The following is a 26,463-nucleotide window of genomic DNA, read 5'->3' on the forward strand; positions in this document are numbered from 1 at the left end:
GGCATACGGTCCCGCCAACCCACACCTGCCCACCCTTTGACAATGTGCCGGTGCGCAAGGGAACAGCGGCGCTTGCTTGATGGCTCAGTCAACCTGCCCAGACTTCGCGGTGATCGAAACGCAAAACTGACACGGCGGCAGACGCCTTGCTGTGCCATGGCCACCAACCCACTGTCGAAGGGCGGGGGTGTGTGGGTTGGCGGGACCGTTGTGCCGCATGGATGCGGCTCACGAGCCCCCATGGATGGGTTTACGGCGCGTCCCGCGAACCCACACACCCCCGACCAGGCCACGGACATCCGGCGCTGACGCTCTTCAGAGTCAGAGAAAAGCCAACAAAAAACCCGCTGCACAAGCAGCGGGTTTTCGATGTCGCCACTAAGTCGCTGACAAGAGCAACATCAGAACTTGTAGTTCACGCCCAGCATGTACGTGCGGCCCCACTCCACGTACTCCAACGGACGATCCGTCGTGCCAGCGTAAGTGCGATACGGCTCGTTGGTCAGATTGCTTCCCTGCAGCAACAGCGTCAGCCCATGCAGACTGCTGCTGTCGGCGAACGTATAACTGACCTGCGCATCCGTCACGTTCTCACCGACCACATAACGCAGCGTCCGGTTGCCGTTGAAATTGCCGATCTCACCGATGAAATCCGAACGACGGCGCTGGCTCACGCGGGCCTCGAACCCACTGCGCTCGTAGTACGCCGTGAAGTTGTACACGCGCTCGGACAGGCCCGGCAGGCTGATCGGATCGCTGCCCACGCTGGACGCGCTTTCCGGGTCCAGGATCTTGATGTCACTGTCATTGAACGTCGCACTGGCCTGCACGCCGAAGCCACGCAGGCTCTCCGTCAGCATCTCCAGCGGGAACGACGCGGTCAGCTCCAGGCCCTTCAGCTTGCCACCCTGCCCATTCTGCGGGGCCGAGAAGGTACCGGTCGGCAGGACCGGGACGATCATGCCCGGCGGCGGTACGTAGCTGGCCAGCAGGTCGCTGAAGTCGTAGTCATCGCGCGACTGCGTGTAGACGTAGGACTTCAGGTCCTTGAAGAATACCGCCGCGGCCACGTAGGCCTTTTCGCCGAAGTACTTTTCGTAGGACAGATCGATCGCATTCGCGCGCCACGGATCCAGCAGCGGGTTGCCGCCGCTGCCGCCGGGCTTGCCGGTGGCGGTGTCCACGCCGAACTCCAGGCCGGCGCGCATCTGATCCACGCGCGGGCGTGCCACCTGCTTGGCCACGGCGAAACGCAGCGTCTGCTGGTGCGGGAACATGAAGGCCAGGTTCAAGCTCGGCAGCCAATCGGTGTAGGTCTTACCGTCATCGATCGGCAGGATGTTCTGGCCGTCCGGACGCGAGCGGTCGAAGTAGTTGGACTGCGAGCTCTGGTCGGTGCGCACCATCTGCACGCCGATGTTGCCGCGCAGGCCCACCTCGCCCAGGTCGGTGTTGATGTTGGCGCGGATCCAGGCGGTGCTGGTCTTCTCCTGCACCGTCCAGGCCTTGGGAATCAGGTAGTCCAGGTTGGTGACCGGGTTGAAGACCATGTAGCGGTCCACCGCAGCCGGTACGTTCCAGGCGGGGATGTAGCCGATGCCGGCGAAGCCCAGGTTGACCGGTGCGTACTGCAGGTCACCGGCGATGTTGGCGTCGCCCTGGTCGCCGAGCAGGATGTTGCCCTCGGCCTGGGTCTTGTCCTTGCGGCGGTCGGCGTAGTTCACGCCCACGTCCACATCGGAGAACCACGGCAGCGAATCAGGCATCGCGAAGGTGGCCTGCAGGCGGGCACCCTTCAGGCGGTCTTCGACCATCGGCACCTTGCCGTAGCCGGAGCCGTAGATGGTGTTGGTCAGGAACAGCGCGTCCGGGTTGGAATAGTCCAGGCCCGGGCTGATCTGCGAGAACCCGTCCGGCTTGACCACCACCCCGACCGAATCCAGCTGCGGCATCGGCGTGAGCTGCAGGTTGTTCTCCAGGTTCAGTTCGTTGCGCGTGGCCTTGGAGTAGTTCACATCGGCGACGACCTTGACGCGTTCGAAGTTGAACTCGTTGTTCCAGCCGAACGCGTCGATCTTGTCCTTGCGCTTGTTGTACATGCCGCGCACCAGCGGATACACGCCGGTCGCCACGCCGCCGGCGAAGGTGCCATCGGCGTTGATCTGCGGGTTGGTGATCAGCAGGCCCGGGGTATAGCCGCCGTTGTAGTTGCTGAGGTTGACCTCGAACTGGTTGGCAGTATCGATCTGCTCGGCTTCGGTGTGGAACGCATCGAGGGTGCTGGTCCACACGTTCGACGGGCGGAACTGCACGGTGGCCATCACGCCGTCACGCTCGTTGTTGCCGGTGCGGCGCAGCGCCTTGATGCCGTCGGAAAACACGGTGCCCGGGGCCAGACCGGGGCGATTGCCCTGGTCGGTCTGCTCGGTGGTCCACGGTTCGTACAGGCCCACCTGGTTTTCCTGGATGGGCATGTCGCTGTGCGCGTAGCCGATCGAGATGCCCAAGGTGTTGTCGAGGAACTGGTCGATGTAGCTGGCGCTGAAACGGTTGCCGTACGGGTCGACATTGGCGGCCTTGCCCAGCGAGCTCTTCTGGTACCGGCCGCTGATGGCGATCACGCGCTCGGCGAAGCTCAGCGGGCGCACGGTCTGCATGTCGATGGTGCCCGACAGGCCCTGGCCGACCAGCGCCGCATCCGGCGTCTTGTAGACGGTCACGCCGTTGACCAGTTCCGAGGGGTACTGATCGAACTCGACGCTGCGGTTGTCACCGGTGCTGACCACTTCGCGCCCGTTGAGCAGGGTGGTGGCGAAGTCCGGCGACAGACCGCGCACGCTGATCACCTGGGCACGGCCGGCCACGCGCTGGGCGGCCAGACCGGGCAGGCGGCCCAGCGATTCGGCGATGCTCACGTCCGGCAGCTTGCCGATGTCCTCGGCCGAGATCGCTTCGACGACCGACGTGGCGTCCTGCTTGATCGCGATCGCGTTCTCGATGCCGCGGCGGATGCCGGTGACCTGGACGGTGTCCAGATTGGTCGCCGCGGTGCCGGTCGGTGCGGTGGTGGTACTGGGTTCGGCGGTCTGCGCCGACGCCATCAACGGCGTCAGGGCGACGGCCAGCGCGAGACTCAGCGCGCTGCGCTTGCGGTTCAACATTTTCCCCTCCCAGGCAATGTTGCCAATCGATTTTTTGGTTGCCCGGAAGACCCGGGAGCGTCATGGCGCGGTGGCCGTTGACTGCGTGGCTATGGTAGGCAGCGCATCGGCTGCGGGAATCACCCTGCATACGTATTCAATGACGTTTGCAGCATTGGAAGCGATTACAGGTGCGTTATCGCGTTCGCGGGACAATTACAACGGGGTAAAACGGATCGCCTGGCCGCCACCGGGCGCAAGCACCAGCGTCAGCGCGTCGGCGCGGGTGAGCTCGCGCGTTTCGCGCACGAAGGCGAAGGGATTGCTGCGGAAATCCGCGCCGTCGCCATCGCGGTAGATCTCCGCGCGGTAACGCACACCCGGCTCCAGGAAGCCCAGCGAGACCGGGAGCATGCGGCCGTGTTCATCGGTGATGCTGCCCAGGAACCAGTCGCGGCTGTGGCGGTCCTTGCGCACGATGGTCACGTAGTCGCCCACCTCGCCGTTGAGCACGCGGGTGTCATCCCAGTCCACCGCGACGTCTTCGATGAAACGGAACGCCTCACGGTGCTGTTCGTAGTGCTCGGGCAGGTCTGCCGCCATCTGGATCGGGCTGTAGAGCGTCACGTACAGCGCGAGCTGGCGGGCCAGCGTGCTGGGGATGGCCTGACCGCCGCGGCCCTTCAGACTCAGGATGCCCGGGGTGTAATCCATCGGCCCGGAGAGCATCCGGGTGAACACCAGGTTGACCTCGTGCTCGGGTGGGTTCGGCGGCTGGCCCCAGGCGTTGTATTCCATGCCACGCGCGCCTTCCCGGCTGATCCAGTTCGGGTAGGTGCGGCGCAGGCCGGTGTCCTTGATCGGCTCGTGCGGATTCACCGCGATATGCCGCTTGGCTGCTTCCTGCACCACTTTGAGGTGATGGCGGGCCATGAACTGGCCGTCGTGCCACTCGCGCCACAGCGGGCCACCGGCCGGGTTGCGACGGTCGACCTGGCCGTCGTCGCAGACGTAGCCGCTCTTGAACGAATCCACGCCCAGCCGCGCATACAGATCCAGCGCCGCGCCGAGCTGATCTTCATAGTGTTCGATCGCGCAGCCGGTTTCATGGTGGCCGATCAGGTGCACGCCCTTCTTCGCGCCGTAAGCCGACAGTGCCTCGATATCGAAGTCTGCGGTGGGCCGGGTGAAATCGAAGGCGTAGCCATTGCCGACCCAGTCACCGTTCCAGCCCGGATTCCAGCCTTCCACCAGTACGCCGCGGAAACCATGCCGGGCGGCGAAGTCGATCACGCGCTTGGTCTTGGCCGTGGTCGCAGCGTGCCGTGGGCCGGTCGCCCAGCTCTCCTCATCCAGATGCATCGACCACCACACGCCCAGGTACTTGGAGGGCTTCACCCAGCTGACGTCGCCCAGCACGTTGGGCTCGTTGAGGTTGAGGGTCAGGCTGGACTCAACCAGTCCGCCGGCGGTGTCGCTGATCTGCAGTGTGCGCCACGGCGTATCGAAGGGCAGGCTCCGCCGCACCTTCCAGCCCTCGGCCGAGGGCGACAGCTGCGCGCGCAGGCGCTGGCCCTCGGTGCGGCGCAGCCACATGCCGGCGTAGTCCACCAGCGCGGCTTCGTGGATGGCGACATGCAGGCCATCGCGGCTGCGCAGCGTCATCGGCGTATGTGCCAGTGGCACCTGGTCCAGCGGCGTGCGCTGGTAGAGATACTCGTAGTGAATCGGCTCACCGGCCGGAATCCACCAGGCGGTGGAGGTCGGTGCGATCGCGAACTCGGTCAGCTCATCGTCGATGATCGCCTCGCGCATGCCCGGCTGCTCGGGGAAGTGGTAGCGGAAGCCCAGGCCGTCGTCATAGACCCGGAACACCACATCGATGCGACGCTTGGCGCCACCGCGTTCGGCGAGCTGCACGACCACTTCGTTGAAGTGATTGCGGGTCAGCCGGCGCTCGCCCCAAGGCTGTTCCCAGGTCTCATCGACGCTGCGCGACTGCTGACCCACCACGGCAAGATCCCGATCCAGGCGGCCATCGCGCAGCTGGAAGCCGAGCTTGGAGCTGTCCACCACGGCCTCGCCGAAACGTTCAACCCGATAGCTGGGGGTGCCGTTGTCCAGTTGCAGCGACACGCGCAATACCTTGCCGGGCGACTCGACACGGGCGACGGTGACCGGTTCCGCCGAGACGGTGGCGCTGAATGCGCAGAGGATCCAGCCCAGCAGGGGCAGGCGACGACGTGCGAAAGGCCCGTCTGTTGGATGCGACAGTGACGGCATTTCCCCTCCCAAGGCGGCCGAAAACACCCCCGGACTATAGCGACGCGGTCACGATTGCCGACCGCCCTGGCCATGAATACGTATGCAGCTCGATGCAGGCTGCGGCGTGCCGTCTACCATGGGCCCAAGGCACCCTGGGAGGGGGCCGCGAGCGCATTGCCGCGAGGCGGTGCGGACCTACAACGCGAGCAAAGGGGAGGGAGGCAACGGGCGCGAGCCGGTTCGCCACTTCGATGCTGAAGATGATCTGCCTGACCGTTGCCCTCGGGGCAGCGATGGGGTCCACCGCACGTGCGGCCGACCTGGATTTCGACGGCCGCCATGCGCGCGCCGGGACCGCCGCTGAAGGTGGCTACCGTCTGCATGCGCCGCAGGGCGAGGTGCGCGTCAGCGCGCAGCCGATGCGCAGCGAAACCGGCAGTGTGCTGTTCGATGCGCTGTTCGGGCTGGCCCAGCAGGAAATGGATGCCGACCGCGTGGAGGCGATCCGCGACCCGGCCTTCAATCACGGCAAGCCGGTGGCCTGCGAGTGCTTCCAGACCGGCGAGCGCTGGCCCTATGTGTGGACCCGCGATGTGAGCTTCGCCGCTGATCTGGCGCTGTCGCGTCTGGATCCGGTGCGCACGCGCCAGTCGCTGCAGTTCAAGCTGTCCACCGCGCGCGATGGGCATACGCCGGGCCTGTTCGTCGCCCAAGACACCGGCTCCGGCGGCAGCTGGCCGATCAGCAGTGATCGCGTGGTGTGGTTCCTGGCCGCACGCGGGCTGCTGGATGACGCGGCCTTTGCCGACCAGGTCTGGCAGGCACTGCAGGCGACTCTGGCGCAGGATCGCGAGGCAGTGTTCGATGCGCGGATCGGCCTGTATCGCGGTGAGACCTCGTTCCTGGATTGGCGTGAGCAGACCTACCCGGACTGGACGCGCGAGGATGTGCGCTTCATCGGCGAGTCCTTCGCGCTGTCCACCAACGTGCTGCATTACGAAGCGCTGCGACTGGCCGAGCAGCTGGCTGGACAGCGCGGGGATGCGCGCGCCACCACGTACGGCCAATGGGCCGATGCGCTGGCCCGCCAGATCGACGCGCGCTTCTGGCGCGAGGAGGCCGGTCAGTACATGAGCTACATCGGCGAGTCGGCGCACCCGGTGCCGTACGCCAAGTACGACCTGCTCGCGCTCTCGCTGGGCGTGCTGGCCGATGTGTTCCCGGCCGATCGCGCACGCCGCGCGCTGGCGAACTACCCGGCCGTGGCCGGTGGCAGCCCGGTCGTCTGGCCGCAGGAAGCGCAGCAGCCGATCTACCACAACCGCGGCATCTGGCCCTTCGTCAGCGCGTACTCGCTGCGGGCAGCCCGCCGGTTGGATGATGCCCCGCGCATTGCCATGGAGATCGAATCGCTGATGCGCGGTACCGCGCTGGCCGGCTCCAACATGGAAAACTACGAGATGCGCACGCTGGCCGTGCATGTCGATGAAGGCGTGCTCAGCGGCCCGGTGGTCAATTCGCCGCGGCAGCTGTGGTCGGTGGCCGGGTACCTCTCGATGGTGCTGGAAGGCGTGTTCGGCGTGGAAGACGATGGCCGCATCGCGCCGAAGCTGCCGGTGTCCCTGGTGCCGACGCTGTTCGGTGCGCATGACCGCATCCGGCTGGACGATGGCAAACAGCAATACGTGCTGGTGCGACCGAAGCAGCTTGCCGGCGAGCTACTGGTGGCGGGTGACATCCAGCGCGATGGCAGCACCACCACGGTGCAGCTGGTGCCGTTGCATGCCACGGGCGCGACGCCATCACCGGCCATCCTGCGTCCCTCGGCGGTGTTCGCCCCGGCCACCCCCGCTGCCCCGGTGCCGCGTGAAACGACGGCAGGCTGGCAGATCACGGTGCCCGCCGGGCACGTGCTGTGGCGCGACGGCCAGACGCTGACGCCCACACGGGGTGTCGCCACGATTGCCAGGCACGGTGCCAGTCACTGCCTGAGCCTGACCCGCCGGGAGGGCACGCTGGAATCGCTGCACAGCCCGATGACCTGCATCGGCCCGCAGCAGGTGCTGGCCGGCGACAGGCACTGGCAGTGGACCGCACCGACCGCCGGCCGCTGGCGTGCACGCCTGCGCTACGACAACCCGAACGGCCCGATCAACACCGGTGTGACCGCAGCGGTGAAGACGCTGGTGCTGCAATGCGAGGGTCAACCGGAGCAGCGCCGCCCCATCGTGATGCCGCACAGCGTGGGCGAACAGGACTCCACGGCGGTTGAATTCGAGCTGCCGGCACGCGCCTGCCGCATCACGTTGGACGATGGCTTCAACATGAGCGCGTTGACCCACTTCGCGCAGTACAACGGCGGCAAGGGCGGCAGTGAGGGCGTGCTCAATGAGGCCCGCGTATCCGCGCTGACCCTGATGCCGGTCGCGGCCTCGACGGAGCCGCGCCGATGAGCCGTTCGCCCAAACCGACGCTGTCGTTCTGGCAGATCTGGAACATGTGCTTCGGCTTCCTCGGCATCCAGTTCGGCTTTGCCCTGCAGAACGCCAATGCCAGCCGCATCTTCGAGACGCTCGGCGCGCCGATGGATGCGGTGCCTGGGCTGTGGATTGCCGCGCCGCTGACCGGCCTGCTGGTGCAGCCGGTGATCGGCTACCTGTCCGACCGCACCTGGACGCGCTGGGGCCGCCGCCGCCCGTTCTTCATGATCGGTGCGGTACTGACCACGCTCGCCCTGCTGGTGATGCCGAACTCGCCGACGCTGTGGATCGCCGCGGGTACGCTGTGGGTATTGGATGCCTCGATCAATGTATCGATGGAGCCGTTCCGCGCGTTCGTCGGGGATCAACTGGCCCCACGGCAACGGCCGACCGGCTTTGCGATGCAGAGCTTCTTCATCGGCATCGGTGCGATCGTCGCCAGCTTCCTGCCTTTCATCCTGGCCCACTTCGGCGTCGCCAATACGGCGGCCGCGGGGCAGGTGCCCGATACCGTGCGCTACGCGTTCTACTTCGGGGCCGCGGTGCTGCTCGCGGCGATCACCTGGACCGTGGTCAGCACCCGGGAATACTCGCCGGCCGAGCTGGCCAGCTTCGATGATGCCGAGCCGTCGGCGGTGCACCAGAGTGCGCGCGTGGCAGGACCGCCGCCGTGGGCGCAGATCGGCGGCTGGGTGGCGGTGGGCATCGTGTTGGCCGCCGCCATCGCGGCGCGGCAGGGTGACCGCATGCTGTATGTGCTGGCCGGCCTGTGTATCGCCTATGGCGTGCTGCTGGGGGTGGCGCGTTGTGTGCCGGGGGCGAACATGCTGGCCACCATCGTTGATGACCTGCGCGCAATGCCGCGCACCATGCGTCGCCTGGCCTGGGTGCAGTTCTTCTCGTGGTTCGCGCTGTTCGCGATGTGGATCTACACCACCGCCGCCGTCGCCGGCACCCATTTCGGCTCCACCGATACTGCGTCGGCAGCCTACAACGAGGGCGCCAACTGGGTCGGCGTGCTGTTCGGTGCCTACAACGGCTTCGCGGCACTGGCCGCGCTGCTGATCCCGGTGATGGTGCGCGCACTGGGCCTGCGCTGGAGCCACCTGGTCAACCTCTGGCTGGGCGGCCTGGGATTGATCTCGATGCTGTTCATCCGTGATCCGCACTGGCTGCTGCTGTCGATGGTCGGCGTCGGCTTCGCCTGGGCCTCGATCCTGTCGCTGCCATATGCGCTGCTGTCCGACAGCGTGCCGGCGGCCAAGATGGGCATCTACATGGGCCTGTTCAATTTCTTCATCGTGATCCCGCAGCTGGTCGCGGCCAGTGCGCTCGGCTTCCTGCTGCGCACCTGGCTGGGCGGCGATCCGATGCACGTGCTCGCCCTCGGGGGCGGCAGCCTGCTGCTGGCCGGTCTATGCGTGCTGTATGTGCCATCTCAACAGGAGGTTGTCTGATGTTCCGGTATTCGTCGTTGTCGCTGGCGCTGTCATTCGCGCTGTCCGCCAGTCCCGTCCTGGCCATCGAACGCCCGGACTATGTCGGCACGCGCGAGCCGTTCGCCAGCCAGGCGGTCTACTTCGTGGTCACCGACCGCTTCGTCAACGGCGATCCGTCCAACGATCACCGCGACCAGGGCGGCGCGCATCGCACGTTCGATATCCCGGTGCCCTGCCCGGACAAGGTGGATGGCAACATCGGCTACCTCGGGGGTGACTTCAAGGGCGTGCTCGACAACGCCGCGTACATCCGCAACCTGGGCTTCGGTGCGGTGTGGATCACCCCGATCATCGACAACCCGGACCAGGCCTTCACCGGCAGCAAGTCGATCAGCTGCACCAGCACGCTGACCGACCGCGGCAAGACCGGCTACCACGGCTACTGGGGCGTCAACTTCTATACGCTCGACGAGCATCTGCCGAGCAGGGACCTGGACTTCGCCGCGTTCACCCGCGGCCTGCATGCCGCCGATCTGAAGGTGGTGCTGGATATCGTGGGCAACCATGGCTCGCCCGCGTGGACGATGCCGGTGGCACAGCCGCAGTTCGGCCAGATCTTCGACAAGGACGGCCGATTGATCGCCGATCACCAGAACCTGCCGCCGCAGCAGCTGGATCCGGTCCATAACCCGCTGCATGCGTTCTACAACAACATCGGCCCCGTCGACGGCAAGCACGGCTCGATCTTCGACGGCAACCTGGCCGAGCTGTCCGACTTCAACGAGCACAATTCGGCGGTGATGGATTACCTGATGGGTGCGTACCTGCAATGGACCGCGCAGGGCGTGGATGCACTGCGCATCGATACCATCGGCTGGCTGCCACACCCGTGGTGGCATGCCTTCGTCAACCGCATCCGTGCCGAGCACCCCGGCATGTTCATGTTCGGCGAAGCGTTCGACTACGACGCCAGCAAGATCGCCGAGCACACGTGGCCGGCCAACGCGAACGTCAGCGTGCTGGACTTCCCGCTGCGTGGCGCCTTGTCGTCCGTGTTCGGCAAAGAACAGAAGGGCTTTGAGACCCTGGCCGAACCGCTGCACCTGCTCGATGGGCCGTATGCGAATCCGTACGAGCTGATGAGCTTCTACGACAACCACGACATGGCGCGCTTGGACGCGACCGATGCCGGGTTCATCGACGCCCACAACTGGTTGTTCACCGCGCGCGGCATTCCGGTGATCTATTACGGTTCGGAAACCGGCTTCATGCGCAGCCGCGCCGAGCACGCCGGCAACCGCGCCTACTTCGGCCAGGCGCGCGTGAATGATGCGCCGAACAGCCCGATCTACGCGCCGCTGCAGCGCATCGCCAAACTGCGTGAGGGCACACCCGCCCTGCAGCGCGGTCTGCAGGTCAACGAGCGACTGCAGGGCGATGAAGCGGTGTTCTTCCGCGTGCTGCAGCACGGCGATACCGCCCAGACCGCGCTGGTGCTGCTCAACAAGGGCGACACCGCCCGCACCCTTGAGGTGCGCCGCTATCTGCAGGCCGGGATCTGGCGCGACGCGCTGGGCGGTGCCAACCAGACGGTCAACGGATCATTGAAGGCCGAGGTGCCTGCGCATGGCGTGCGCGTGTTCGTGCTGGATGCCCAGGTCGACCAGGCCGCGTTGCAGGCCCGGTTGAAGGCGGCGGTCGACGATCAGCAGGCCCGCACGAAACGCCTGGCGAAGTAGCCGGGGAATGCCCGGTCTGCCGTTCGCGGTGGGCCGGGCACTACAATCGGGCTCGCGATCGCGCACTGCGGTCCTTCCGAGTACGCTTTCCATGTCACGCCTGTCCCTGCGCCCCGCAACGCCCGACGACGCCGAACGCCTGTTCCATCTGATGCAGTTCTACTACTTCGAGGCGTCGGCCTGGAGCGGAGAAGAAGTACGCTCCGACGGCCTGTTCGACTGTGATCGGAGCGATGTCGAAGCCTCCCTGCGCAACGCCCCGCAGTGGGCGCGGTTGTTGTTCGTCGACGAGGCACTCGCCGGCTTCGTGCTGGTGGACCGGGTGGAACGGGACGGCCACCACTATCCTGAACTGGCCGATCTCTTCGTGCTTCCCAAGTACCGGCGGCAAGGCCTGGCGGCCTACGTGGTCAACGCACTGGTGCGCCCCGGCGAGGGGCAATGGCTGCTCGCAGTGTTCCGCGGCGACGTGGCTGCGCATGCCCACTGGCTGCGGACCCTGCCGCGTCTTGGTCTGCCGCATGTCGCGCTGGCCGACGATGACCCGCGTTTCCACCTCTACCTGATCGGCGGTCCACCGCGCCCGTAATGCCGGCTGCTGGCCGGCTCCCACAGCCCCGGCGGTACACTAGCGGCCCCCACCCATACCCCCGCATTCCATGAACGACGCTGCCCCCCAGACCCCGATCGAAACGCTGCTCAAGACCGCGATGGACGGTCAGCTGCCGATCGGCCTGTTCATGAAGGCCTTCGTCGCCTCCGAGGTGGTGTTGCTCACCGGCAGTTTGGTGACGCCGGATGGCAGCGGTTTCGATCCGCTGCTGTTCGACAAGCAGGGCGTGTTGCACGTGTCCGTGTTCACCGATATGAGCCGCGTCGGTTTCCACAGCCAGCAGGCCCCGCACACGATCCGCATGCTCATGCTGGACGTACTCAAGCGCGTCCCCGGTGGCTACGGCGTGGTGATCAATCCGGGTACGTCGCTGGGCTTTGAGATCTCGCCGTCCGGCGTCGGCGAAATTCTCAAGGACTTCGCCGACGGCCCGCGCTGAAGGGACGGCATGTTGCCGCTCCTATCCGTTGGGCAGATGCCATTCTGGTGATCGCGTTCCATCACACAGCGTGCAACCTGTGACGCCAGTTCGCGCGCGTCGTACTGCTTGACGCCTGCAAGCAGGTCCTGCTCAAGAACCCGTGCTACCAGCGTTTTGAGCGAAGCCTGACTGTTGGAGATACCTGTGCCTGGCGGCAGATTACCGGCGAGGATCAGGGCGTTGGCCATCCGCACGGCGAGCGCGTCGCGTATCCACTGCGGGTTGCGTGGCGTTCCATTGGATTCATACAACAACGACAGGTAGATACCCAGTTCATTCGTGTAGAAGTCGATGGGGTTGGGCCGATCTCTGGTTCCCAGGCTGAATCCCGCCAAGGCACCCAGGAGGGTGCCGCATACCAGACCCACCATCAGCAGTAGTGCGTTCACCTCGAATCCCTCGATCAGGTGGGCAATCATGATGGAGGGAGGAGGGCCGGTCATCCGATCAGGGGAAGACGCACATCGCCTCAGGGAGACGGCGCGTTGCGCCGTCAGTGCAGGGCGCCGGTGATGCTGGCCTTCTGACCAGCATCACCCGTTGCATTACAGCGTCACCTTCCGCCGGTTGTCCGACGACACCCGATCGATCAGTTTGTTGTACGGATCAAAGCCCGCCTCATCCGGCTTGCCATCCACCGTCACCGTGATGGAGGGGTTGGCCTCGGTGACGTGGTGGCGCTGCAGGTACAGCGCCTTCTGATCGCGCTCCTTGCCCGACGGCGCGTTGGCGAACACGCCCACCTCGATCCAGTCGTCCATCTCACCGGCGGTCTCCTTGCCGTCACCGTCGGCATAGCGCTTCTCGGCGTGCAGCTTCAAGGTGACGTCGTACTTTCCATCGGCACGCTTCTGCGCGCTCGCGGTGAGGACGCGGTTGTCGTAGAAGCTGATCTTCTCGAGCAGGTCCGTCACTAGTTGCTGACGGTCGGCCGGGGTCTCGGCGCGGATGTAGGTGAGCAGTTCGGTGGAGGTGGTGTAGGGCGGCTTCTGGAAGCCCTTGTCCTGCAGGTAGCGTTTGAGGGCGCGATTGAGGGCGACTTCGCCGATCTCCTCCCGGAGCCTGTAGAACGCCAGCGAGCCCTTCCGGTAGTGGATGTACTGCTGGTTCTCCACCCGTGCCAGCGGCAGTTCCTCCACGCCTTCGCCACCACGCCCGGACAGGTACCCGTCCAGCTCGTTCTTGAGGAACTGGCGCATGTGCTGCCGCCCATACTCCTTCTCCATCACCATCAGCGCCGAGTACTGCGACAGTGACTCGGACAGCATCGTGGCGCCCTGTACGTTGGCACCGATCACCTGGTGCGCCCACCACTGATGGGCGATCTCATGTGCGGTCACGTAGAACACGTAGTCCACCTTGTCCGGATCACGCAGGTCGGCGATGAAACCGATCGACTCGGAGTAGGGGATCGTGTTGGCGAAGGACTGCGCGAAGCTCTGGTAGCCCGGGAACTCGATGATGCGTACCTGACGGTGCTGGTAGGGCGTGAAGTTGGCTTCGTAATAGGCCAGCGATTTCTGCACCGCCTCGATCATGCGGTCCACGTTGTAGCCGTGCTGGGCATCGTAGTAGATCTCGACCGGAATACCCTTGTAGGCCGCACGCTTCACCTCCCAGCGAGCAGACAGGTAGGCGTAGAAGTTCAGCATCGGCCGGTCCATGGCGTAGCTGAAGCAGCGGCGGCCGTTCACGGTCGTCTCCCGCACCAGGTAGCCCGGTGCCAGCGCTACCTGGTCCGGCGCGGTGCAGATGGTGCTGCGGAAATCCAGCCAGTCGGCATCGTCGCTGACGTAGTTGTTGGCGCGTGCGGCCTGATCCTCCAGCTTGGGCATGCGGGTCGGCTCGCCCAGGCCGCGCTTGCGACGCTCGTTGCGGTCGGTGATCTGTACGCGCTGGTTGTAGCCGAAGGACGGCAGATCGCTGCTGTTGAAGAAGCTGCCGTTGTCGACCAGATTGGTGGGCGCCTGATGTGCGGTGATGCCGTCCGGATGCTGGTTGATGCGGAAGTGGATGCGGCGTTCCTCGCCGGGCTGCAACGGCTTGGCCAGCCGGTAGATGCGATAGCCCAGATCGGCGTCGTGCATGGACAACGTTTCGCCCCCCAGGTCGACCAGGGTCAACTGCCTGTCATCGTCCATCGACACATGGATCTGTTGGATGGGGGCGGCATGGGTGTTGCGCACGGTCCAGTACGCATCGACGACCATCGACTGGGTTTCCGGCGACAGGTCGATCCGGTTGTCCACCGCCACGATGCGCGGCTGCGGCAGGTCGCGGTAGCGCGACAGATCGCGTTCGTAGCGGGCCTGGAGGTCCAGCTGCTGATCGGGCGAGCGGAACTCGTTGCGGATGTTGGTGCTCCAGTACAGCCAGCTACCCACCCCGATGAAGGCCAGCGTGGCTACCACTGCACCGAGTCCAGTCGGGCCGCGCAGGCGGCGCCCGGCCAGAACCAGCCGCTGCCGCGCACCATTACCGACGCCGCGCACCCAGAAGGCCGAGGCGACGCACAACAGCGCCAGCAGGAACAGCGCCCAATACCCCTGGAAGGCCAGCTGCCCGGGCAGGAAGTGACCGTAGCCATTCATGTCCGAGTACGGCGCGATCGGCCAACTGCCGAAGTTGTAGAGGTTCTGGGTGTAATCGAGCATGCCCAGCACCGCCTGGCCGATCATAACCAGGATCAGCAGTGCGTAGCCGACGAACTTGTTGTTGGTCAGCACCTGCAGCACCAGCGCCAGCCCACCCATCAGCAGATAGACCACCGAATCCAGCGCCAGCATCTTGAGATACACCAGCGGCTCGATGTGAGTATAGCCCTTGGCCAGCTGCACGCCGATCGCGGCCAGCGCGCCGATGGCCTGGAAGCAGGCGATGACCGCCACCAGCGTGGCGAACTTGGCCAGCAACGGCACCCAGTTGGGCACCGGCATCGCATCGGTGACGTCACTGATGCGTGCGGTGCGTTCCTTCCAGACCAGCTCGCCGGCGAAGAACAGCACGATGATGATCAGCAGCCAGCTGTAAGTGCCTTGCAGCGCGGTCAGCATTTCCGACGTGACCGGCCAGATCGGGGTGCCATACAGCGTCTGGCGGAACAGCGCACCGGGCAGGAAATTGCACAGTCCCAGTACCAGCAACACCAGGAAAGGCACGCTGCGCACCACGCCGGCCGTATCAAACCGAACCTGGTGCAGGAACTGGTGCCAGGCGGTGCCGACACCGCTGCCGGGCACCACGCGTGGCACCGTGACCTGGGTCGGGCGCAGCGACGGGGTGCCCGTTGCCGCGGCGGCTTTACGGCCCCAGCGACGACCGGCACTGCCGCTGCGCTCGGTGCGGAACAAGGCAAACGTCGCAGCGAACAGCGCCGCTGCCACACCGAGCCATAGTGCACGGTTGGCCAGCAACTGCCCGGCGACGGCGGGCAAGCCGGTGTTGCGTTCGGCCACCGACCAGTAACGGATGGTCCGCGACATCGCACGCAGGCCGAGCGGCTCGCTCAGCACCGCAATCCAGGTGTTGTCGATGTCCCGGAGCAGCGCCGCGCTGACGCCGTACAGCACGAAGTAGGCGATCACGCCGATGTAGACCCACAGGATCGAGCGCGTGGTGGCCGCCAGCAAGGCCAGCAGGGCCGTGGTGAAGATCAGGTTCGGAATCACGATGACGCCGAATGCCCAGACATAGCTGTACAGCGAGACCGGGCCCATACGGGCCGGATCGACCCAGGGCATGAACGGCCCCAGCGCCATGCCGGCGGCAATGATCACGTACACCAGCAGCCCGCTGACCAGCGCGGCGCCGATGCGTCCGGCCAGGTAATCGCGGCGTTTGATCGGGCTGGCGAAGATCAATTCGGCGGTGCCGAGATCGAAGTCGCGCAGCAGCGCATTGCTGACGAACAGCGTGGAGACCAGCATGCCGAGCAGAGTGAAGATGCCCAGCATCGAAGCGATGACGGTCGGTGCATTGCTGTGCACGTTGCCGGTGCCACCGCCGATCTGTATCGCGTCGGACGACGCGGCACCGAAGGCCATCAGCGCGAACAGGCCCGCCAGCAGCCACAGCAGCGGGGAACGGAGCTGCTCGCGCAGCTCGAAACGGAAGAAGGCAGCGATCATGGGCCGGCTCCGGTCAGGCGGCCCGCGACTGCAGGCGCAGTCGCTGGAAATAGACGTCTTCCAGATCGGGAGCCACGGCTGCGAAGCCGTCGCCGGGGTCGTTCGCGCTGTGTACGTGGATCACCGGCCGGCCACCGACCAGGCGCGTGGACAGCACCACATGGTTGGCCTCATACGTGGGCAGTTCGGCAACGTCGACCTGCTTGCGCCAGACCTGGTGCTGCAGCGCATCGATCGCATCGCTGGGCTTGCCGGTCAGCAGCACCTGCCCCTTGTTCATGATGGCCATGTTCGGGCAGAGGTCGGTGACATCTTCGACGATGTGCGTGGACAGGATCACCGCCACGTTCTCGCCGATCGCCGCGAGCAGGTTGAGGAAGCGGTTGCGCTCTTCCGGGTCCAGGCCAGCGGTGGGCTCATCGACGATCACCAGGCGCGGATCGCCGAGCAGCGCCTGCGCGATGCCGAAGCGCTGGCGCATGCCGCCGGAGTAAGTGCCGAGCTTGCGCTTGCGCGCATCCCACAGGTTGACCTGCTGCAGCAGCGCCTCGACCACCTCACGGCGCTGGCCCTTCTGGGTGATGCCCTTGAGCACCGCGAAATGATTGAGCAGGTCCAGCGCGCTGACCTTGGGGTACACGCCGAAGTCCTGCGGCAGGTAGCCCAGCCGGCGGCGTACCGCATCCTTGTCGCGCAGTACGTCGATGGCCGCCTCACCGGGAATCGACAGCGTCGCCGAGCCGCTGTCGGCCTCCTGCAGCGTGGACAGCGTGCGCATCAGCGAGGACTTGCCGGCGCCGTTGGGCCCGAGCAGACCGAACATGCCGCGGGGCACATCGAGCGTCACACCGGCGAGGGCATGGACACCATTGGCGTATGTTTTGGACAGCGCGCGGATCTCAAGCATGTGGCGACTTCCCCTGGGAGATAGCTCGGTTATCCGCCCTATTCAGGTAAGCTGCATCCGCCGTAAGTCATGGGTGCTTCTGGACACGTGTGCGCCAGTGACCGGCCAGCCATGACACGCCCATGCAGCCTGCCACCAGCAGCAGCCAGCCGGATGCGGTCGGCCCGGCGCTCTGCTTGATCGCGCCCCACCACGCCGGGCCGAACATCGCCCCGATGGCCAGTACGGCGAGTGCCAACAAGGCAAGCAGGACGCGCGACACCCAACGCTCGATACCGGCGTCATGCCGGGCAATGCGCAGCGTGACCTCACGGGCGAAGCGCATCGGCGGCCCACTCTGCAGGGCGGAAGCGATCGCCTGGGCGATGCGCAGGTAGTCGGCGGCGTCCGGCGCAGCGCGCTGGCCGTTGAGAGCGGCGCGTAGCGCAGCCTCCTGGGCCTGCCATTCCTCCGGATCGATGCGGGGATCGTCTGCGCTGCTCATGCGGGGACTCCAATGCGGGATTCAAGCAACTCGCGCAACCGCTTGCGGCTGCGGAACAGATGGCTCTTGATGGTGCCTTCGGCCAGCTCGGTCAGGGAGGCGATCTCGGCGATGGAGATCTCCTCCAGGTGATAAAGCGTGAGCAGGGTGCGCTGCAGCGGCGGCAGGGCGTCGATCGCCGCATGCAGGTGCGCGTTGATGTCCTGCTCGCTGGTACGTGCCTCCAGATCGATGCCATCGCCGATCTGTTCGATCAATGCGGTGCCGTCCTCGCTCATGGTGTTCTCCACCAGCGGAATGCGGTGCCGCTCCAGGTGGCGCTTGGCGATCGAATAGGCGACCTGCGCCACCCAGGATTTCAACGCGCTTTGGCCGCGGTACTGATGCAGCGTCTGATGGATGCGCAGGAAGGCTTCCTGGCACAGCTCGCGGGTGTCGTCGGGGTGGCGGACCATGCGGTCGACCACACGCCAGCACAGACCCTGGTACTCGCGCACCAGCTGCTCGAACGCACCGGGCTGCTGCGACAGAATGGCAGCGACCAAGGCGCGGTCGGCGTCCAGAGAGTCAGCAGGGGAGGGCGGCGACGTACGCATCACCATAGGGATACGTCGAGTGCGCCATTGGTTGCAACCAGGCGCCGTGCAACCGATCCCGCCCTGGCCGTATCTCAGTGGACAAGCCCCTCAACGAAACGAACGCACCATGGATTACAACCTGATTCTGCCTGTCGTCCTGATTCTCGGCATCGTGTATGCCATCAAGAGCGTGGTCGATGGCCACACGCGCCGTCGGATCGTTGAAGCCCGCGGTTCGGAAGAGCTGGTGCGCTCACTGCTGGCCGGCGATACCACCAAGCGGCGGCTGGCCTCACTGCATTGGGGCTGCGTGTTGCTGACCCTGGCGCTGGCATTCGGTCTGGTCGATCTGCTCGGCATCGACCGGGTTACGCCTGGCGCCATCGCCCTGCTGCTCGGTGCGACCGGGCTGGGCAACGTGGTGTACTTCGTGCTGGATCGTCGCCTGAAGTAAGGCCGCGCGCGCGTCGCTCAGCCGCGCAGCGAGGAGTCCCGCAGCACCTGCTTCACCGCGATGCTCTGGCCTTCCACCGGCTGGCCGTCGATCAGTGCCAGCAGCTTTTCCACCAGCAGGTGCCCGGCCTGCTTGGTGTCCTGCTGCACGGTGGACAGCGGTGGGGAGACCGAGGCGGCCAGCGGGATGTCATCGAAGCCGGTGACCGCCACGTCCTCGGGCACGCGCAGGCCATGCTCGCGCAGGGCGCGCATCGCACCGATCGCGATCAGGTCGCTGGCCGCGCACAGCCCGTCGATACGCTCGCCGCGCGCCAACAGTGCCTGGCAGGCATCGAAACCGGACTGCTCGGTGGTGATCGCATCGTGCTGCAGGGACGGCTCGGCGGTGAGGCCACGCGCCTGCATCGCCTCGACGTGGCCGCGGTAGCGCTGTTCGAACTCGGGATAGTGGCTGGAGGCATGGCCCACGAACGCGATCCGGCGGCAGCCCTGGTCGAGCAGGTGCGCGGTGATGTCGAAGCCGCCCTGGAAATTGTCGCTGCCGATCGAGACACCGGGCTGATCGGGCAGGGAAGCGCCCCAGCGCACGAAGTGGGTGCCTTGCTCGACCAGCCGCTGCAGCCGCTCGCGCGACTCGTGGTAGTCGCCATAGCCCAGCAGGATGATGCCGTCGGCCTTGTTGCTGTCCTCGTAATCGGCCTGCCAGTCGGTGGACAGCTGCTGGAAGGAGACCAGCAGGTCGTAACCGCGCAGCGCGCAGGCCCGGGTGATCGAGCCCAGCATGGCGTGGAAGAACGGGTTGATCAGCGAGTCGTCATTGGTGGGGTCTTCGAAGAACAGCAGGGCCAGCGTGCCGGCATTGCGCAGGCGCAGGCTGGAGGCGTTCTTGTCGACCTTGTAGTTCAGCTCCCGGGCGATGGCCAGGATCCGCTGCCGGGTCTCGGCATTGACCATCGGGCTGCCGCGCAGCGCCCGCGACACCGTCGGCTGGGAGACGCCGGCCAGGTGGGCGATATCGAGGGAGGTGGCTTTGCCGCGGATGGTCATTTCAACGGGGGGCGGGACAGTGGAGGGACATCATGCCATGCGCTGCCGAGGCTGGGCCGGTCGGCGGGATGGTCCCACAGGCCGGGGCCTGACGGCATTCGGCGTAACCGTCGTCACCCTTGCCGCGTATGGCTCGAGCCGCTTTCCGGTTCCTGCCGGCCGGAATTCCGACAGGGTCGGGGACGGCGGCGATGATAAGATGGTGCAATCTGGATCCCCCCAATTTTCCCAAGGGCGGCCCGGCAGATCTGCACCCCGCCCGGGGCTGTGATATGACTGCGGCCTGCCCTCGGACAACGGAAGAGCAACCCTATGGCGCGCGGCATCAATAAAGTCATCCTGGTCGGCAACCTCGGCAACGACCCGGACGTGAAGTACACCCAGGGCGGTATGGCGATCACCCGCATCAGCCTGGCCACCACCAGCGTCCGCAAGGACAAGGATGGCAACCAGCAGGAGCGTACCGAATGGCACCGCGTGGTGTTCTTCGGCAAGCTCGGCGAGATCGCCGGTGAATACCTGCGCAAGGGCAGCTCGGTCTACGTCGAAGGCAGCCTGCGTTACGACAAGTACACCGGCCAGGACGGCGTGGAGAAGTACTCCACCGACATCATCGCCGATGAAATGCAGATGCTCGGCGGCCGTGAAGGCGGCGGTGGCGGTGGTGCCGGCGGCGAACGTCCGCAGCGCCAGCAGGCCCCGCGCCAGGAATACGGTGGTGGTGGTGGCGGTGGTGGTGGTCAGCGCGGCGGCGGTGGTGGTGGCTACGGCCAGCAGCGCCCGCAGCAGCAGGCCCCGCAGCAGTCCGCGCCGCCGATGGACGACTTCGCGGATGACGACATTCCGTTCTAATTTTTAGCACTTCCTTCATACAAAAAAGCCCCAGTAAGTCATTGTACTTACTGGGGTTTTCTTGTTTACGCATGGATTTCTGCATCCTGCTAGTCTGAGGCCAATCTTCTACTAGTAGAGGATGTAAACGATGAGGCCGGCATTTCGCGTTCGGATCGTCTTGTTCGCCTCTGGCGACGCTTTCCGGTACTGCTGGATGAGCATGGGTGCCCGCTCTTTCGCCCCACCGTGTTTGCGCTTACTCAGGTTCGGGGTAGGAATCTTTCAACTAACACGATCAGCAACGTGCTGCGTGCGATTGAAGTGGGGGGCTCGCTGGCCAGCAGAATCGCCACGGCGTCGTCGGGCTCGGCGGCCATCCAGTCGTCGACCTGGCCAGGCTGCAGCCACGCCGGCATCCGGTCGTGGATATCGGCTGACACGCCGCTGCTGTCGCCGGTGATGATGGTGAAGGTGCCGAGGCCGCCTTTGCGCATTCACTTGACCGAACAAGCCGCGCCACCTAGATTTCCTGATGAAACCAACTATCTCGCCGTAACCCCAAAGACGGCCTACATGCCGAGTCGGCCCCTATGATCATGCAGCCATGACTAAGACGACGCACCTCGTTGGCGTTGATCACGCCGGCTTTACGGTTTCCTCCTTGGACGAATCCATCCACTTTTGGACCCAGGCACTGGGTTTCGAGCTGCAACGCCAATCGGAGATGGGTGGCGATTTCCTGTATCAGGTTACAGGCGTTGATGATCCGAACGTGCGCACGGCAATCGTCTTGGCGCCGAATGGGTTCATGGTTGAGCTGCTGCAGTACTCTGGAGGTCGCCAGCATGGAGCCGCGCCGGAGAGTGCCGGCGCGATCGGAGCTGCACACCTGGCTTTGACCGTGGAGGATATTCACTCCGCCATCGCCCGTGTAGAGGCTGCCGGATGGAAGGCGAAGGGCAGTCCACAACCAATTCCAGGCGGTCCACGCAAGGGGACACTAGCGGCCTACGTCTCCGGCCCCGATCACATCACAATCGAGTTCATGCAGCCGCCAAGCAGGTGATGGGCGTGCAGAGGAAAGTGAACTGGCATCACTGCTAGGGATGGTCTGAACAAATCTGCGCGAAATCCGATGGTAGTGCCGGCCGCTGGCCGGCAAGCTTGAGGTCCATCAGACCACGTTGAAGGACCCTCCATGCAGCTGACATTCGGTGGTGCCGAAGGCCTGATCCGGAAATGCACCAGACCAGGAAGGGCAATCAGTGGTACTTCGGCATGAAGGCGCACATCGGTGTGGATCAGTTTTCGGGCCTTGTGCACCATGTGACATGCATCGCTGCCAATGTAGGCGATGTCACAGTCACGCACGAACTTCTGCACGGTAACGAGGATTGCGTGCTGGGCGACAGTGGCTATACCGGGGCGGACTCGCGGCCAGAGCTACAGGACGCCAAGGCGGCGTTCTTAACCGCCAGGAAGCGGGGCAAAGTGAAGGCGATCAAGAACGCGCGCGACCGTCGGCAGCACGAGCGCTGGGAGCGTTGCAAAGCCAGCATGCGCGCGAAGGTGGACACTCCTTCCGGGTGATCAAGCGCCAGTTTGGTTACACCAAGGTGCGCTATCGCGGGCTGGCAAAGAACAGCTCGCAGGTGCTGACCCTGTTTGCGCTGTCCAATCTGTGGATGACCCGCTGGCAGTTCGTGCCGGCCCAAGGATAAATCCGTCTGGAGGCGCCCAACGGGGCCTCAAAACCCTATTTCCAGCGAAATAAACCGCAGCAGGTGGGCGCGGGACGCGTTCGGCTCATGAATCCAACATCGCGGGTGATCTGCTCAGAGCATCCTTAGAGGAAATGTCGCCACCATCGCCAATCCTATGATCGAGGCTGGCTTTGTTCACGCGAGAGCTTTGCTCGAGTTCCTCTGGCTGTGCACAGCTGACGGGAACTTGGCGCAGGTCAAGCGCCGCCGGCGAGACGACATTGGCATTGAGACCTTCTCAAATGCACAGGGGCCACTTTGTTTGGTTCATCCTGACGAGGCCGTTGCAGCGTATCTAGGTCCTTGAGCCGCTTGGCGTCGGGCACGCTCATGCCGCCGAACTTGCTGCGCTACAGGTAGTACGAGGCCTCGCTAAAGCCATGCTGGCGGCAGAGGTCCTTGATGGGCATGCCGGCCTCAGCTTCGCGTAGGAAGCCGATGATCTGCTCTTCGGAAAAGCGCTTCTTCACGTCCAATCTCCTTGTCATTGAGAATTGGACTCCAAACCGCTTCGCTACTCAATCTCGGGGGGACGTCGATCCCGCCTGCCGAAGCTGAGGCAAACTACTATCGGCAACTAGCCAATCAAGCCGCCGCGGTGGCGGCCTGACGTAACCCTACTTGCCTCCACCGAACCCGGGGGGATTCAGTTTGCGAGACCGGAACGCCGCCACTTTCATCCGGTTCCCGCAGAGCGCCATGCTGCACCAACGGCGCTTTCGCGACTTGGTCGTGTCATGGAACAGCAGTGTGCAGTCATGCGCTTCACACTCGCGTACGTGCTGCAGGTCGCCACCGGCGAGGAGCCGGCTCAGCGCCACTGCGATGGGCTCCAGCAGGCTTTCTGCGCTGTCATCGCGGCGGCGTTCGACCACGCAAGGGCCTGCACCGTCAGTGGACGACTGCAGTTGAACGATCGGTCGGCCAGCCTCCAGCACCTTGTTCACTATCGGTGCCTGGAACGGGCGCCCTGCCCGTGCAGCCGTCAGCAGTTCGCGTGCTTCGTCGCGCAAGGCGGCGGCCAGCTCCGCCACGCCGTTCGGGATGGGGACCGCGCCTGCGTCCAGGACGCCCGCCGCGGCCAGCCAGTCGATTGCCGCCTGGTCGCCCTGAAGCACGTCCACCGGGGCCGTACTGGGGCCGTAGGCCGAGTTGATGAAGTCGAGCGCCAGATCATTGGCCACGAACAATGCGGGGGATGGAGCTGAGTCGATCATGCGTAACCCCTGTAAATGTTGTTGACAGGTTACCACCGCCGCACGTAACCTTCAAATCAACTCCAATGTGGTTACATAAAACGCTCATGACTACTTCGAATACGCTCGCCCGATTCGGCGCGACGGCTGCCCTGCTCGCCGCCACCGCCACCGCGCACGCCCAGGTCCAGTACCGCTACGAACAGGTGGGCGAGGTCAAGGTGTTCTATCGGGAGGCCGGCCCCCGTTCGGGCCCCACCGTGCTCCTGCTGCATGGGTTCGCGGCGTCGTCGTACATGTACCGGGACGTCATCGAGGCGCTGTCGGACAAATACCACGTCATCGCCCCGGACCTGCCCTCCTTCGGTTACACCGAGGCACCTGCGCGTGGCGCGTATGACTACACCTTCGACACCCTGGCCGCGACCCTGCAGCGCTTCACCGAGCAGTTGAAGCTGGAGCGCTACGCGCTGGTGGTGCACGACTACGGCGCCCCGGTGGGATGGCGTCTCGCCAGCGCGCATCCAGAGCGGATCACCGCCCTGATCTCGCAGAACGGCAACGCTTACGAGGACGGCCTGGCGAAGGGGTGGGATCCGATCCGCGCCTACTGGAACGATCCCAGTGCGCAGAACCGCGCTGCCCTGGCCGAGTTCCCCACGGCCGCTGCGATCAAATGGCAGTATCTGGAAGGCGTGCGCGACCCCAGCCTGGTGGCGCCGGATGGCTACACCCTTGAGGGGCTGCATGTATCCAGGCCCGGCAACGCGGATATCCAGCTGGACCTGCTGCTGGACTACGCCTCCAATGTGCGGCTATACCCCGCCTTCCAGGCCTACTTCCGGACGCATCAACCGCCGCTGCTTGCCGTGTGGGGGCGAAACGATCCGTACTTCCTGCCCGCCGGTGCGGAGGCGTGGAAGCGCGACATTCCCGATGCCGAAATCCACTTTTTCGATACCGGGCACTTCGCGCTGGAGACGCATGCGGACGAGATCATTCCGGTGATCCGGGAGTTTCTGGATCGGAAGGTTGGCGCGCACCGAAGCGGAGCGCAGTCGAGTCGTTGAACAACAGGAAACGCGTCGGCAGGCAGAATCCCCAGCGATCCCAAAACGTTCCGGCCGCTGCACGACGATCCAGATGATTGAGTCAATCCGACCGTCCCGTTCAGAGTTCACAAGGTGGCGTCGAACGCGTCCCGTTGGGTCGTATGCCAGCAGAAGGGAAGGGTGCGATCTGGCTTCCAGTGGATAGGGGGCAAGGATGCCAACACGTTTATCTGGTACGCGAAGTTGTTGACACTCGCGAGGCAGTAGTACGCTGGATGCATTGCATGCCAGCGCATGTGGCAGTTGTTTACCTTTTTGGTAGGCACAACCGTTCTGATTTCTGATTTTTACGGGTGTAAATAGAACCCCAGTAAGCCACTGTGCTCGCTGGGGTTTTTCTTTTCTGCACGGGACGTTCTGGTTCCTGCTGGTCTGGCGGCGGTCTTCGATCTCTGGTCGTGGCACGATGGGTCACAACTCAAGGGAGGAGTGACGGCATGCGACTGACGGACCAGGAGCTCAAGCACGTGCTCAATGTCGACTGGGGAATGCGGTTCTGGCGCTGGTTCCGCTGGGTCCTGCTGGTCATCCTGGCAGTGGCCGCGACCGGTGGTTACACCGGCCTGATGAAGCAGGCACCCAATGCGTGGCTGATCGCCGGCGCGGTCTATCTGCTGGTCGCCTGGCCGGGGCTCTGCCGCGCGTATGTCTATCGCTCGCTGCGGCTCTGTCCTCCTGCAGCTCGGCTAACGTGATCGCGTGGCACGCCGCCCTCCCATCGCACGAACACGGCGACAGCCATCACGCGCGTGGTGCCCTGCAGCATGCGTTTTCGTGCACCGCGTCTTGCAAAAAAATCAGTTCCTCCTCTATGGTGCAATCGATTGCATTGCAACGGATCGTCAGCGTTTGATACCGGTTGGGAGGCCGGAAGACGGATGTCCATCCATTCGATCAGACCGGCACCGGCATCGGGGCCGGGGCTCACGCGGCGCGATGCACTGCGCCTGGCGGTCGCCGCGAGCCTTGGGTTGGGTGCTGCGGGCGTGCTGCCGGTGTTTGCCGCGGCCGCGCCGCTCAAGGGCAACCTGAAGCACTCCGTCGCTCGCTGGACCTTTCCGCAGCAGTCGGTCGCGCAACTGTGCAGGACAGTGAAGGACATCGGGTTCGCCGCCATCGATCTGGTCGGCCCGGAAGACTGGCCCACGCTGAAGGCCCATGGCGTGGACAGCTCGATGTGCAACGGTGCGGAGCTGGGCCTGACCAAGGGCTTTGCCGGCCGCGAGTTCCACGACCAACTGGTGGAGCGCTACACGCGGCACATCGATCTGGTCGCCGATGCCGGCTACCGCAACCTCATCTGCTTCTCCGGCAATCGCAACGGCATGGACCCCGAGGAAGGCATGGCCCATGCCGAAGCGGGGCTCAAGCGCATCCTCCGGCACGCCGAGAAACGCAACGTCGTGCTGGTGATGGAGCTGCTGAACTCAAGGGTCGATCATCCCGACTACCTGTGCGACACCTCCGCGTGGGGCGTGGCGCTGTGCCAGCGGCTCGGCTCGGACCACTTCGGCCTGCTCTACGACATCTATCACATGCAGATCATGGAGGGCGACATCATCGCCACCATCGGCAGGGATCACGCCTGTTTCAAGCATTACCACACGGCGGGCGTGCCGGGCCGGCACGAGATCGGGGACCAGCAGGAACTCAATTACCCCGCCATCTGTCGCGCGATCCGCGACACCGGTTTCGACGGATATCTGGCGCAGGAATTCATGCCTGCGGCACCGGATCCCGTCGGCTCGCTGCGCGAGGCGATCCGCCTCTGCGACGTCTGAAACGATATCCACCAGGTGAGA

Annotated in this window: 21 protein-coding genes and 2 pseudogenes; 12 read left to right on the forward strand and 11 right to left on the reverse strand. The window is 64.9% G+C overall.

Going from position 1 to position 26,463, the window contains the following annotated elements:
* Positions 1-401: 401 nt before the first annotated feature.
* Both ABE463_RS16050 and ABE463_RS16055 read right to left on the reverse strand, forming a co-directional pair.
* On the reverse strand, positions 402-3,161 hold the full coding sequence (locus ABE463_RS16050; protein ID WP_184997023.1) for a TonB-dependent receptor: 2,760 nt from the start codon (positions 3,159-3,161) through the stop codon (positions 402-404).
* Positions 3,162-3,356: 195 nt separating this feature from the next.
* Positions 3,357-5,423 (reverse strand): glycoside hydrolase family 97 protein, encoded by a 2,067-nt coding sequence (locus ABE463_RS16055; RefSeq protein ID WP_346468840.1) that lies wholly within the window; start codon positions 5,421-5,423, stop codon positions 3,357-3,359.
* 233 nt (positions 5,424-5,656) lie between these two features.
* Between ABE463_RS16055 and ABE463_RS16060 the strand changes: the two genes are divergently transcribed.
* The 5 genes from ABE463_RS16060 to ABE463_RS16080 all read left to right on the forward strand — a co-directional run bounded on the left by ABE463_RS16060 (position 5,657) and on the right by ABE463_RS16080 (position 12,115).
* A complete protein-coding gene (locus tag ABE463_RS16060) occupies positions 5,657-7,858 on the forward strand; it encodes a Six-hairpin glycosidase-like protein (protein WP_346468841.1) in 2,202 nt (733 codons plus the stop codon).
* On the forward strand, positions 7,855-9,342 hold the full coding sequence (locus ABE463_RS16065) for an MFS transporter (protein ID WP_346468842.1): 1,488 nt from the start codon (positions 7,855-7,857) through the stop codon (positions 9,340-9,342). Before ABE463_RS16060 ends, ABE463_RS16065 begins: the two co-directional genes overlap by 4 nt.
* Entirely contained in the window at positions 9,342-11,063 is a 1,722-nt protein-coding gene (locus ABE463_RS16070; protein ID WP_346468843.1) for an alpha-amylase family glycosyl hydrolase, read from the forward strand. Before ABE463_RS16065 ends, ABE463_RS16070 begins: the two co-directional genes overlap by 1 nt.
* 91 nt (positions 11,064-11,154) lie before the next feature.
* A complete protein-coding gene (locus tag ABE463_RS16075; RefSeq protein WP_346468844.1) occupies positions 11,155-11,652 on the forward strand; it encodes a GNAT family N-acetyltransferase in 498 nt (165 codons plus the stop codon).
* A 70-nt stretch (positions 11,653-11,722) separates the two neighbouring features.
* Positions 11,723-12,115, forward strand: coding sequence for an SseB family protein (locus tag ABE463_RS16080; RefSeq protein WP_123728616.1), 393 nt, complete (start codon positions 11,723-11,725; stop codon positions 12,113-12,115).
* Here the strand turns inward: ABE463_RS16080 and ABE463_RS16085 are convergent.
* The 5 genes from ABE463_RS16085 to ABE463_RS16105 all read right to left on the reverse strand — a co-directional run bounded on the left by ABE463_RS16085 (position 12,016) and on the right by ABE463_RS16105 (position 18,220).
* Positions 12,016-12,576: a hypothetical protein gene (locus ABE463_RS16085; RefSeq protein ID WP_346468845.1), complete on the reverse strand. Its 561-nt coding sequence runs from the start codon at positions 12,574-12,576 to the stop codon at positions 12,016-12,018. The genes ABE463_RS16080 and ABE463_RS16085 overlap by 100 nt on opposite strands.
* A gap of 126 nt (positions 12,577-12,702) precedes the next feature.
* On the reverse strand, positions 12,703-16,284 hold the full coding sequence (locus ABE463_RS16090; protein ID WP_346468846.1) for a M1 family aminopeptidase: 3,582 nt from the start codon (positions 16,282-16,284) through the stop codon (positions 12,703-12,705).
* Positions 16,285-16,297: 13 nt separating this feature from the next.
* A complete protein-coding gene (locus ABE463_RS16095; RefSeq protein ID WP_346468847.1) occupies positions 16,298-17,191 on the reverse strand; it encodes an ABC transporter ATP-binding protein in 894 nt (297 codons plus the stop codon).
* A gap of 67 nt (positions 17,192-17,258) precedes the next feature.
* The gene (locus ABE463_RS16100; protein WP_346468848.1) at positions 17,259-17,675 is read right to left on the reverse strand and encodes a hypothetical protein; all 417 of its coding nucleotides are present in this window, start codon (positions 17,673-17,675) and stop codon (positions 17,259-17,261) included.
* A complete protein-coding gene (locus tag ABE463_RS16105; RefSeq protein WP_346468849.1) occupies positions 17,672-18,220 on the reverse strand; it encodes a sigma-70 family RNA polymerase sigma factor in 549 nt (182 codons plus the stop codon). The genes ABE463_RS16100 and ABE463_RS16105 overlap by 4 nt, the downstream gene beginning before the upstream one ends.
* Before the next feature lie 160 nt (positions 18,221-18,380).
* Between ABE463_RS16105 and ABE463_RS16110 the strand changes: the two genes are divergently transcribed.
* Entirely contained in the window at positions 18,381-18,707 is a 327-nt protein-coding gene (locus tag ABE463_RS16110; RefSeq protein WP_121043262.1) for a hypothetical protein, read from the forward strand.
* A 17-nt stretch (positions 18,708-18,724) separates the two neighbouring features.
* Here the strand turns inward: ABE463_RS16110 and ABE463_RS16115 are convergent, their stop codons facing one another.
* Positions 18,725-19,756, reverse strand: a complete 1,032-nt coding sequence (locus ABE463_RS16115; protein ID WP_346468850.1) for a LacI family DNA-binding transcriptional regulator — start codon at positions 19,754-19,756, stop codon at positions 18,725-18,727.
* 312 nt (positions 19,757-20,068) lie between these two features.
* On the opposite strand from ABE463_RS16115, the gene ABE463_RS16120 reads away from it, so the two are divergent.
* A complete protein-coding gene (locus ABE463_RS16120; RefSeq protein WP_346468851.1) occupies positions 20,069-20,608 on the forward strand; it encodes a single-stranded DNA-binding protein in 540 nt (179 codons plus the stop codon).
* Between the two features lie 242 nt (positions 20,609-20,850).
* Here ABE463_RS16120 and ABE463_RS16125 read toward each other — a convergent pair whose 3' ends face one another.
* Positions 20,851-21,084 (reverse strand): SOS response-associated peptidase family protein, encoded by a 234-nt coding sequence (locus ABE463_RS16125; protein WP_241655230.1) that lies wholly within the window; start codon positions 21,082-21,084, stop codon positions 20,851-20,853.
* A 110-nt stretch (positions 21,085-21,194) separates the two neighbouring features.
* Here ABE463_RS16125 and ABE463_RS16130 point away from each other — a divergent pair, with 110 nt between their 5' ends.
* The gene (locus ABE463_RS16130) at positions 21,195-21,656 is read left to right on the forward strand and encodes a VOC family protein (protein ID WP_134832125.1); all 462 of its coding nucleotides are present in this window, start codon (positions 21,195-21,197) and stop codon (positions 21,654-21,656) included.
* Between the two features lie 164 nt (positions 21,657-21,820).
* Positions 21,821-22,311: pseudogene (locus ABE463_RS16135) on the forward strand (IS5 family transposase); the annotation flags it as partial.
* A 395-nt stretch (positions 22,312-22,706) separates the two neighbouring features.
* On the opposite strand, the pseudogene ABE463_RS16140 reads toward ABE463_RS16135, so the two are convergent.
* Positions 22,707-22,841, reverse strand: a pseudogene (locus ABE463_RS16140) (transposase); the annotation flags it as partial.
* Between the two features lie 129 nt (positions 22,842-22,970).
* Positions 22,971-23,570 (reverse strand): CGNR zinc finger domain-containing protein, encoded by a 600-nt coding sequence (locus ABE463_RS16145; protein ID WP_134832126.1) that lies wholly within the window; start codon positions 23,568-23,570, stop codon positions 22,971-22,973.
* Between the two features lie 86 nt (positions 23,571-23,656).
* On the opposite strand from ABE463_RS16145, the gene ABE463_RS16150 reads away from it, so the two are divergent.
* From ABE463_RS16150 to ABE463_RS16160, 3 genes are all read left to right on the forward strand, one after another.
* Entirely contained in the window at positions 23,657-24,619 is a 963-nt protein-coding gene (locus tag ABE463_RS16150; RefSeq protein WP_134833327.1) for an alpha/beta hydrolase, read from the forward strand.
* Positions 24,620-25,098: 479 nt separating this feature from the next.
* Positions 25,099-25,356, forward strand: a complete 258-nt coding sequence (locus ABE463_RS16155; protein ID WP_346468852.1) for a hypothetical protein — start codon at positions 25,099-25,101, stop codon at positions 25,354-25,356.
* 183 nt (positions 25,357-25,539) lie between these two features.
* On the forward strand, positions 25,540-26,442 hold the full coding sequence (locus ABE463_RS16160) for a TIM barrel protein (RefSeq protein ID WP_259261314.1): 903 nt from the start codon (positions 25,540-25,542) through the stop codon (positions 26,440-26,442).
* Positions 26,443-26,463: the final 21 nt, after the last annotated feature.

It is taken from the genome of Stenotrophomonas sp. TWI819, assembly GCF_039673075.1.
GTDB lineage: Bacteria > Pseudomonadota > Gammaproteobacteria > Xanthomonadales > Xanthomonadaceae > Stenotrophomonas > Stenotrophomonas rhizophila_B.

Coding starts and splice junctions, on each gene's coding strand:
- ABE463_RS16085 (WP_346468845.1), bottom strand. CDS start 12,576: ATGATTGCCCACCTGATCGAGGGATTCGAGGTGAACGCACTACTGCTG.
- ABE463_RS16125 (WP_241655230.1), bottom strand. CDS start 21,084: ATGCGCAAAGGCGGCCTCGGCACCTTCACCATCATCACCGGCGACAGC.
- ABE463_RS16130 (WP_134832125.1), top strand. CDS start 21,195: ATGACTAAGACGACGCACCTCGTTGGCGTTGATCACGCCGGCTTTACG.
- ABE463_RS16055 (WP_346468840.1), bottom strand. CDS start 5,423: ATGCCGTCACTGTCGCATCCAACAGACGGGCCTTTCGCACGTCGTCGC.
- ABE463_RS16110 (WP_121043262.1), top strand. CDS start 18,381: ATGGATTACAACCTGATTCTGCCTGTCGTCCTGATTCTCGGCATCGTG.
- ABE463_RS16160 (WP_259261314.1), top strand. CDS start 25,540: ATGTCCATCCATTCGATCAGACCGGCACCGGCATCGGGGCCGGGGCTC.
- ABE463_RS16155 (WP_346468852.1), top strand. CDS start 25,099: ATGCGACTGACGGACCAGGAGCTCAAGCACGTGCTCAATGTCGACTGG.
- ABE463_RS16100 (WP_346468848.1), bottom strand. CDS start 17,675: ATGAGCAGCGCAGACGATCCCCGCATCGATCCGGAGGAATGGCAGGCC.
- ABE463_RS16090 (WP_346468846.1), bottom strand. CDS start 16,284: ATGATCGCTGCCTTCTTCCGTTTCGAGCTGCGCGAGCAGCTCCGTTCC.
- ABE463_RS16065 (WP_346468842.1), top strand. CDS start 7,855: ATGAGCCGTTCGCCCAAACCGACGCTGTCGTTCTGGCAGATCTGGAAC.
- ABE463_RS16095 (WP_346468847.1), bottom strand. CDS start 17,191: ATGCTTGAGATCCGCGCGCTGTCCAAAACATACGCCAATGGTGTCCAT.
- ABE463_RS16050 (WP_184997023.1), bottom strand. CDS start 3,161: ATGTTGAACCGCAAGCGCAGCGCGCTGAGTCTCGCGCTGGCCGTCGCC.
- ABE463_RS16120 (WP_346468851.1), top strand. CDS start 20,069: ATGGCGCGCGGCATCAATAAAGTCATCCTGGTCGGCAACCTCGGCAAC.
- ABE463_RS16150 (WP_134833327.1), top strand. CDS start 23,657: ATGACTACTTCGAATACGCTCGCCCGATTCGGCGCGACGGCTGCCCTG.
- ABE463_RS16080 (WP_123728616.1), top strand. CDS start 11,723: ATGAACGACGCTGCCCCCCAGACCCCGATCGAAACGCTGCTCAAGACC.
- ABE463_RS16075 (WP_346468844.1), top strand. CDS start 11,155: ATGTCACGCCTGTCCCTGCGCCCCGCAACGCCCGACGACGCCGAACGC.
- ABE463_RS16115 (WP_346468850.1), bottom strand. CDS start 19,756: ATGACCATCCGCGGCAAAGCCACCTCCCTCGATATCGCCCACCTGGCC.
- ABE463_RS16060 (WP_346468841.1), top strand. CDS start 5,657: ATGCTGAAGATGATCTGCCTGACCGTTGCCCTCGGGGCAGCGATGGGG.
- ABE463_RS16145 (WP_134832126.1), bottom strand. CDS start 23,570: ATGATCGACTCAGCTCCATCCCCCGCATTGTTCGTGGCCAATGATCTG.
- ABE463_RS16070 (WP_346468843.1), top strand. CDS start 9,342: ATGTTCCGGTATTCGTCGTTGTCGCTGGCGCTGTCATTCGCGCTGTCC.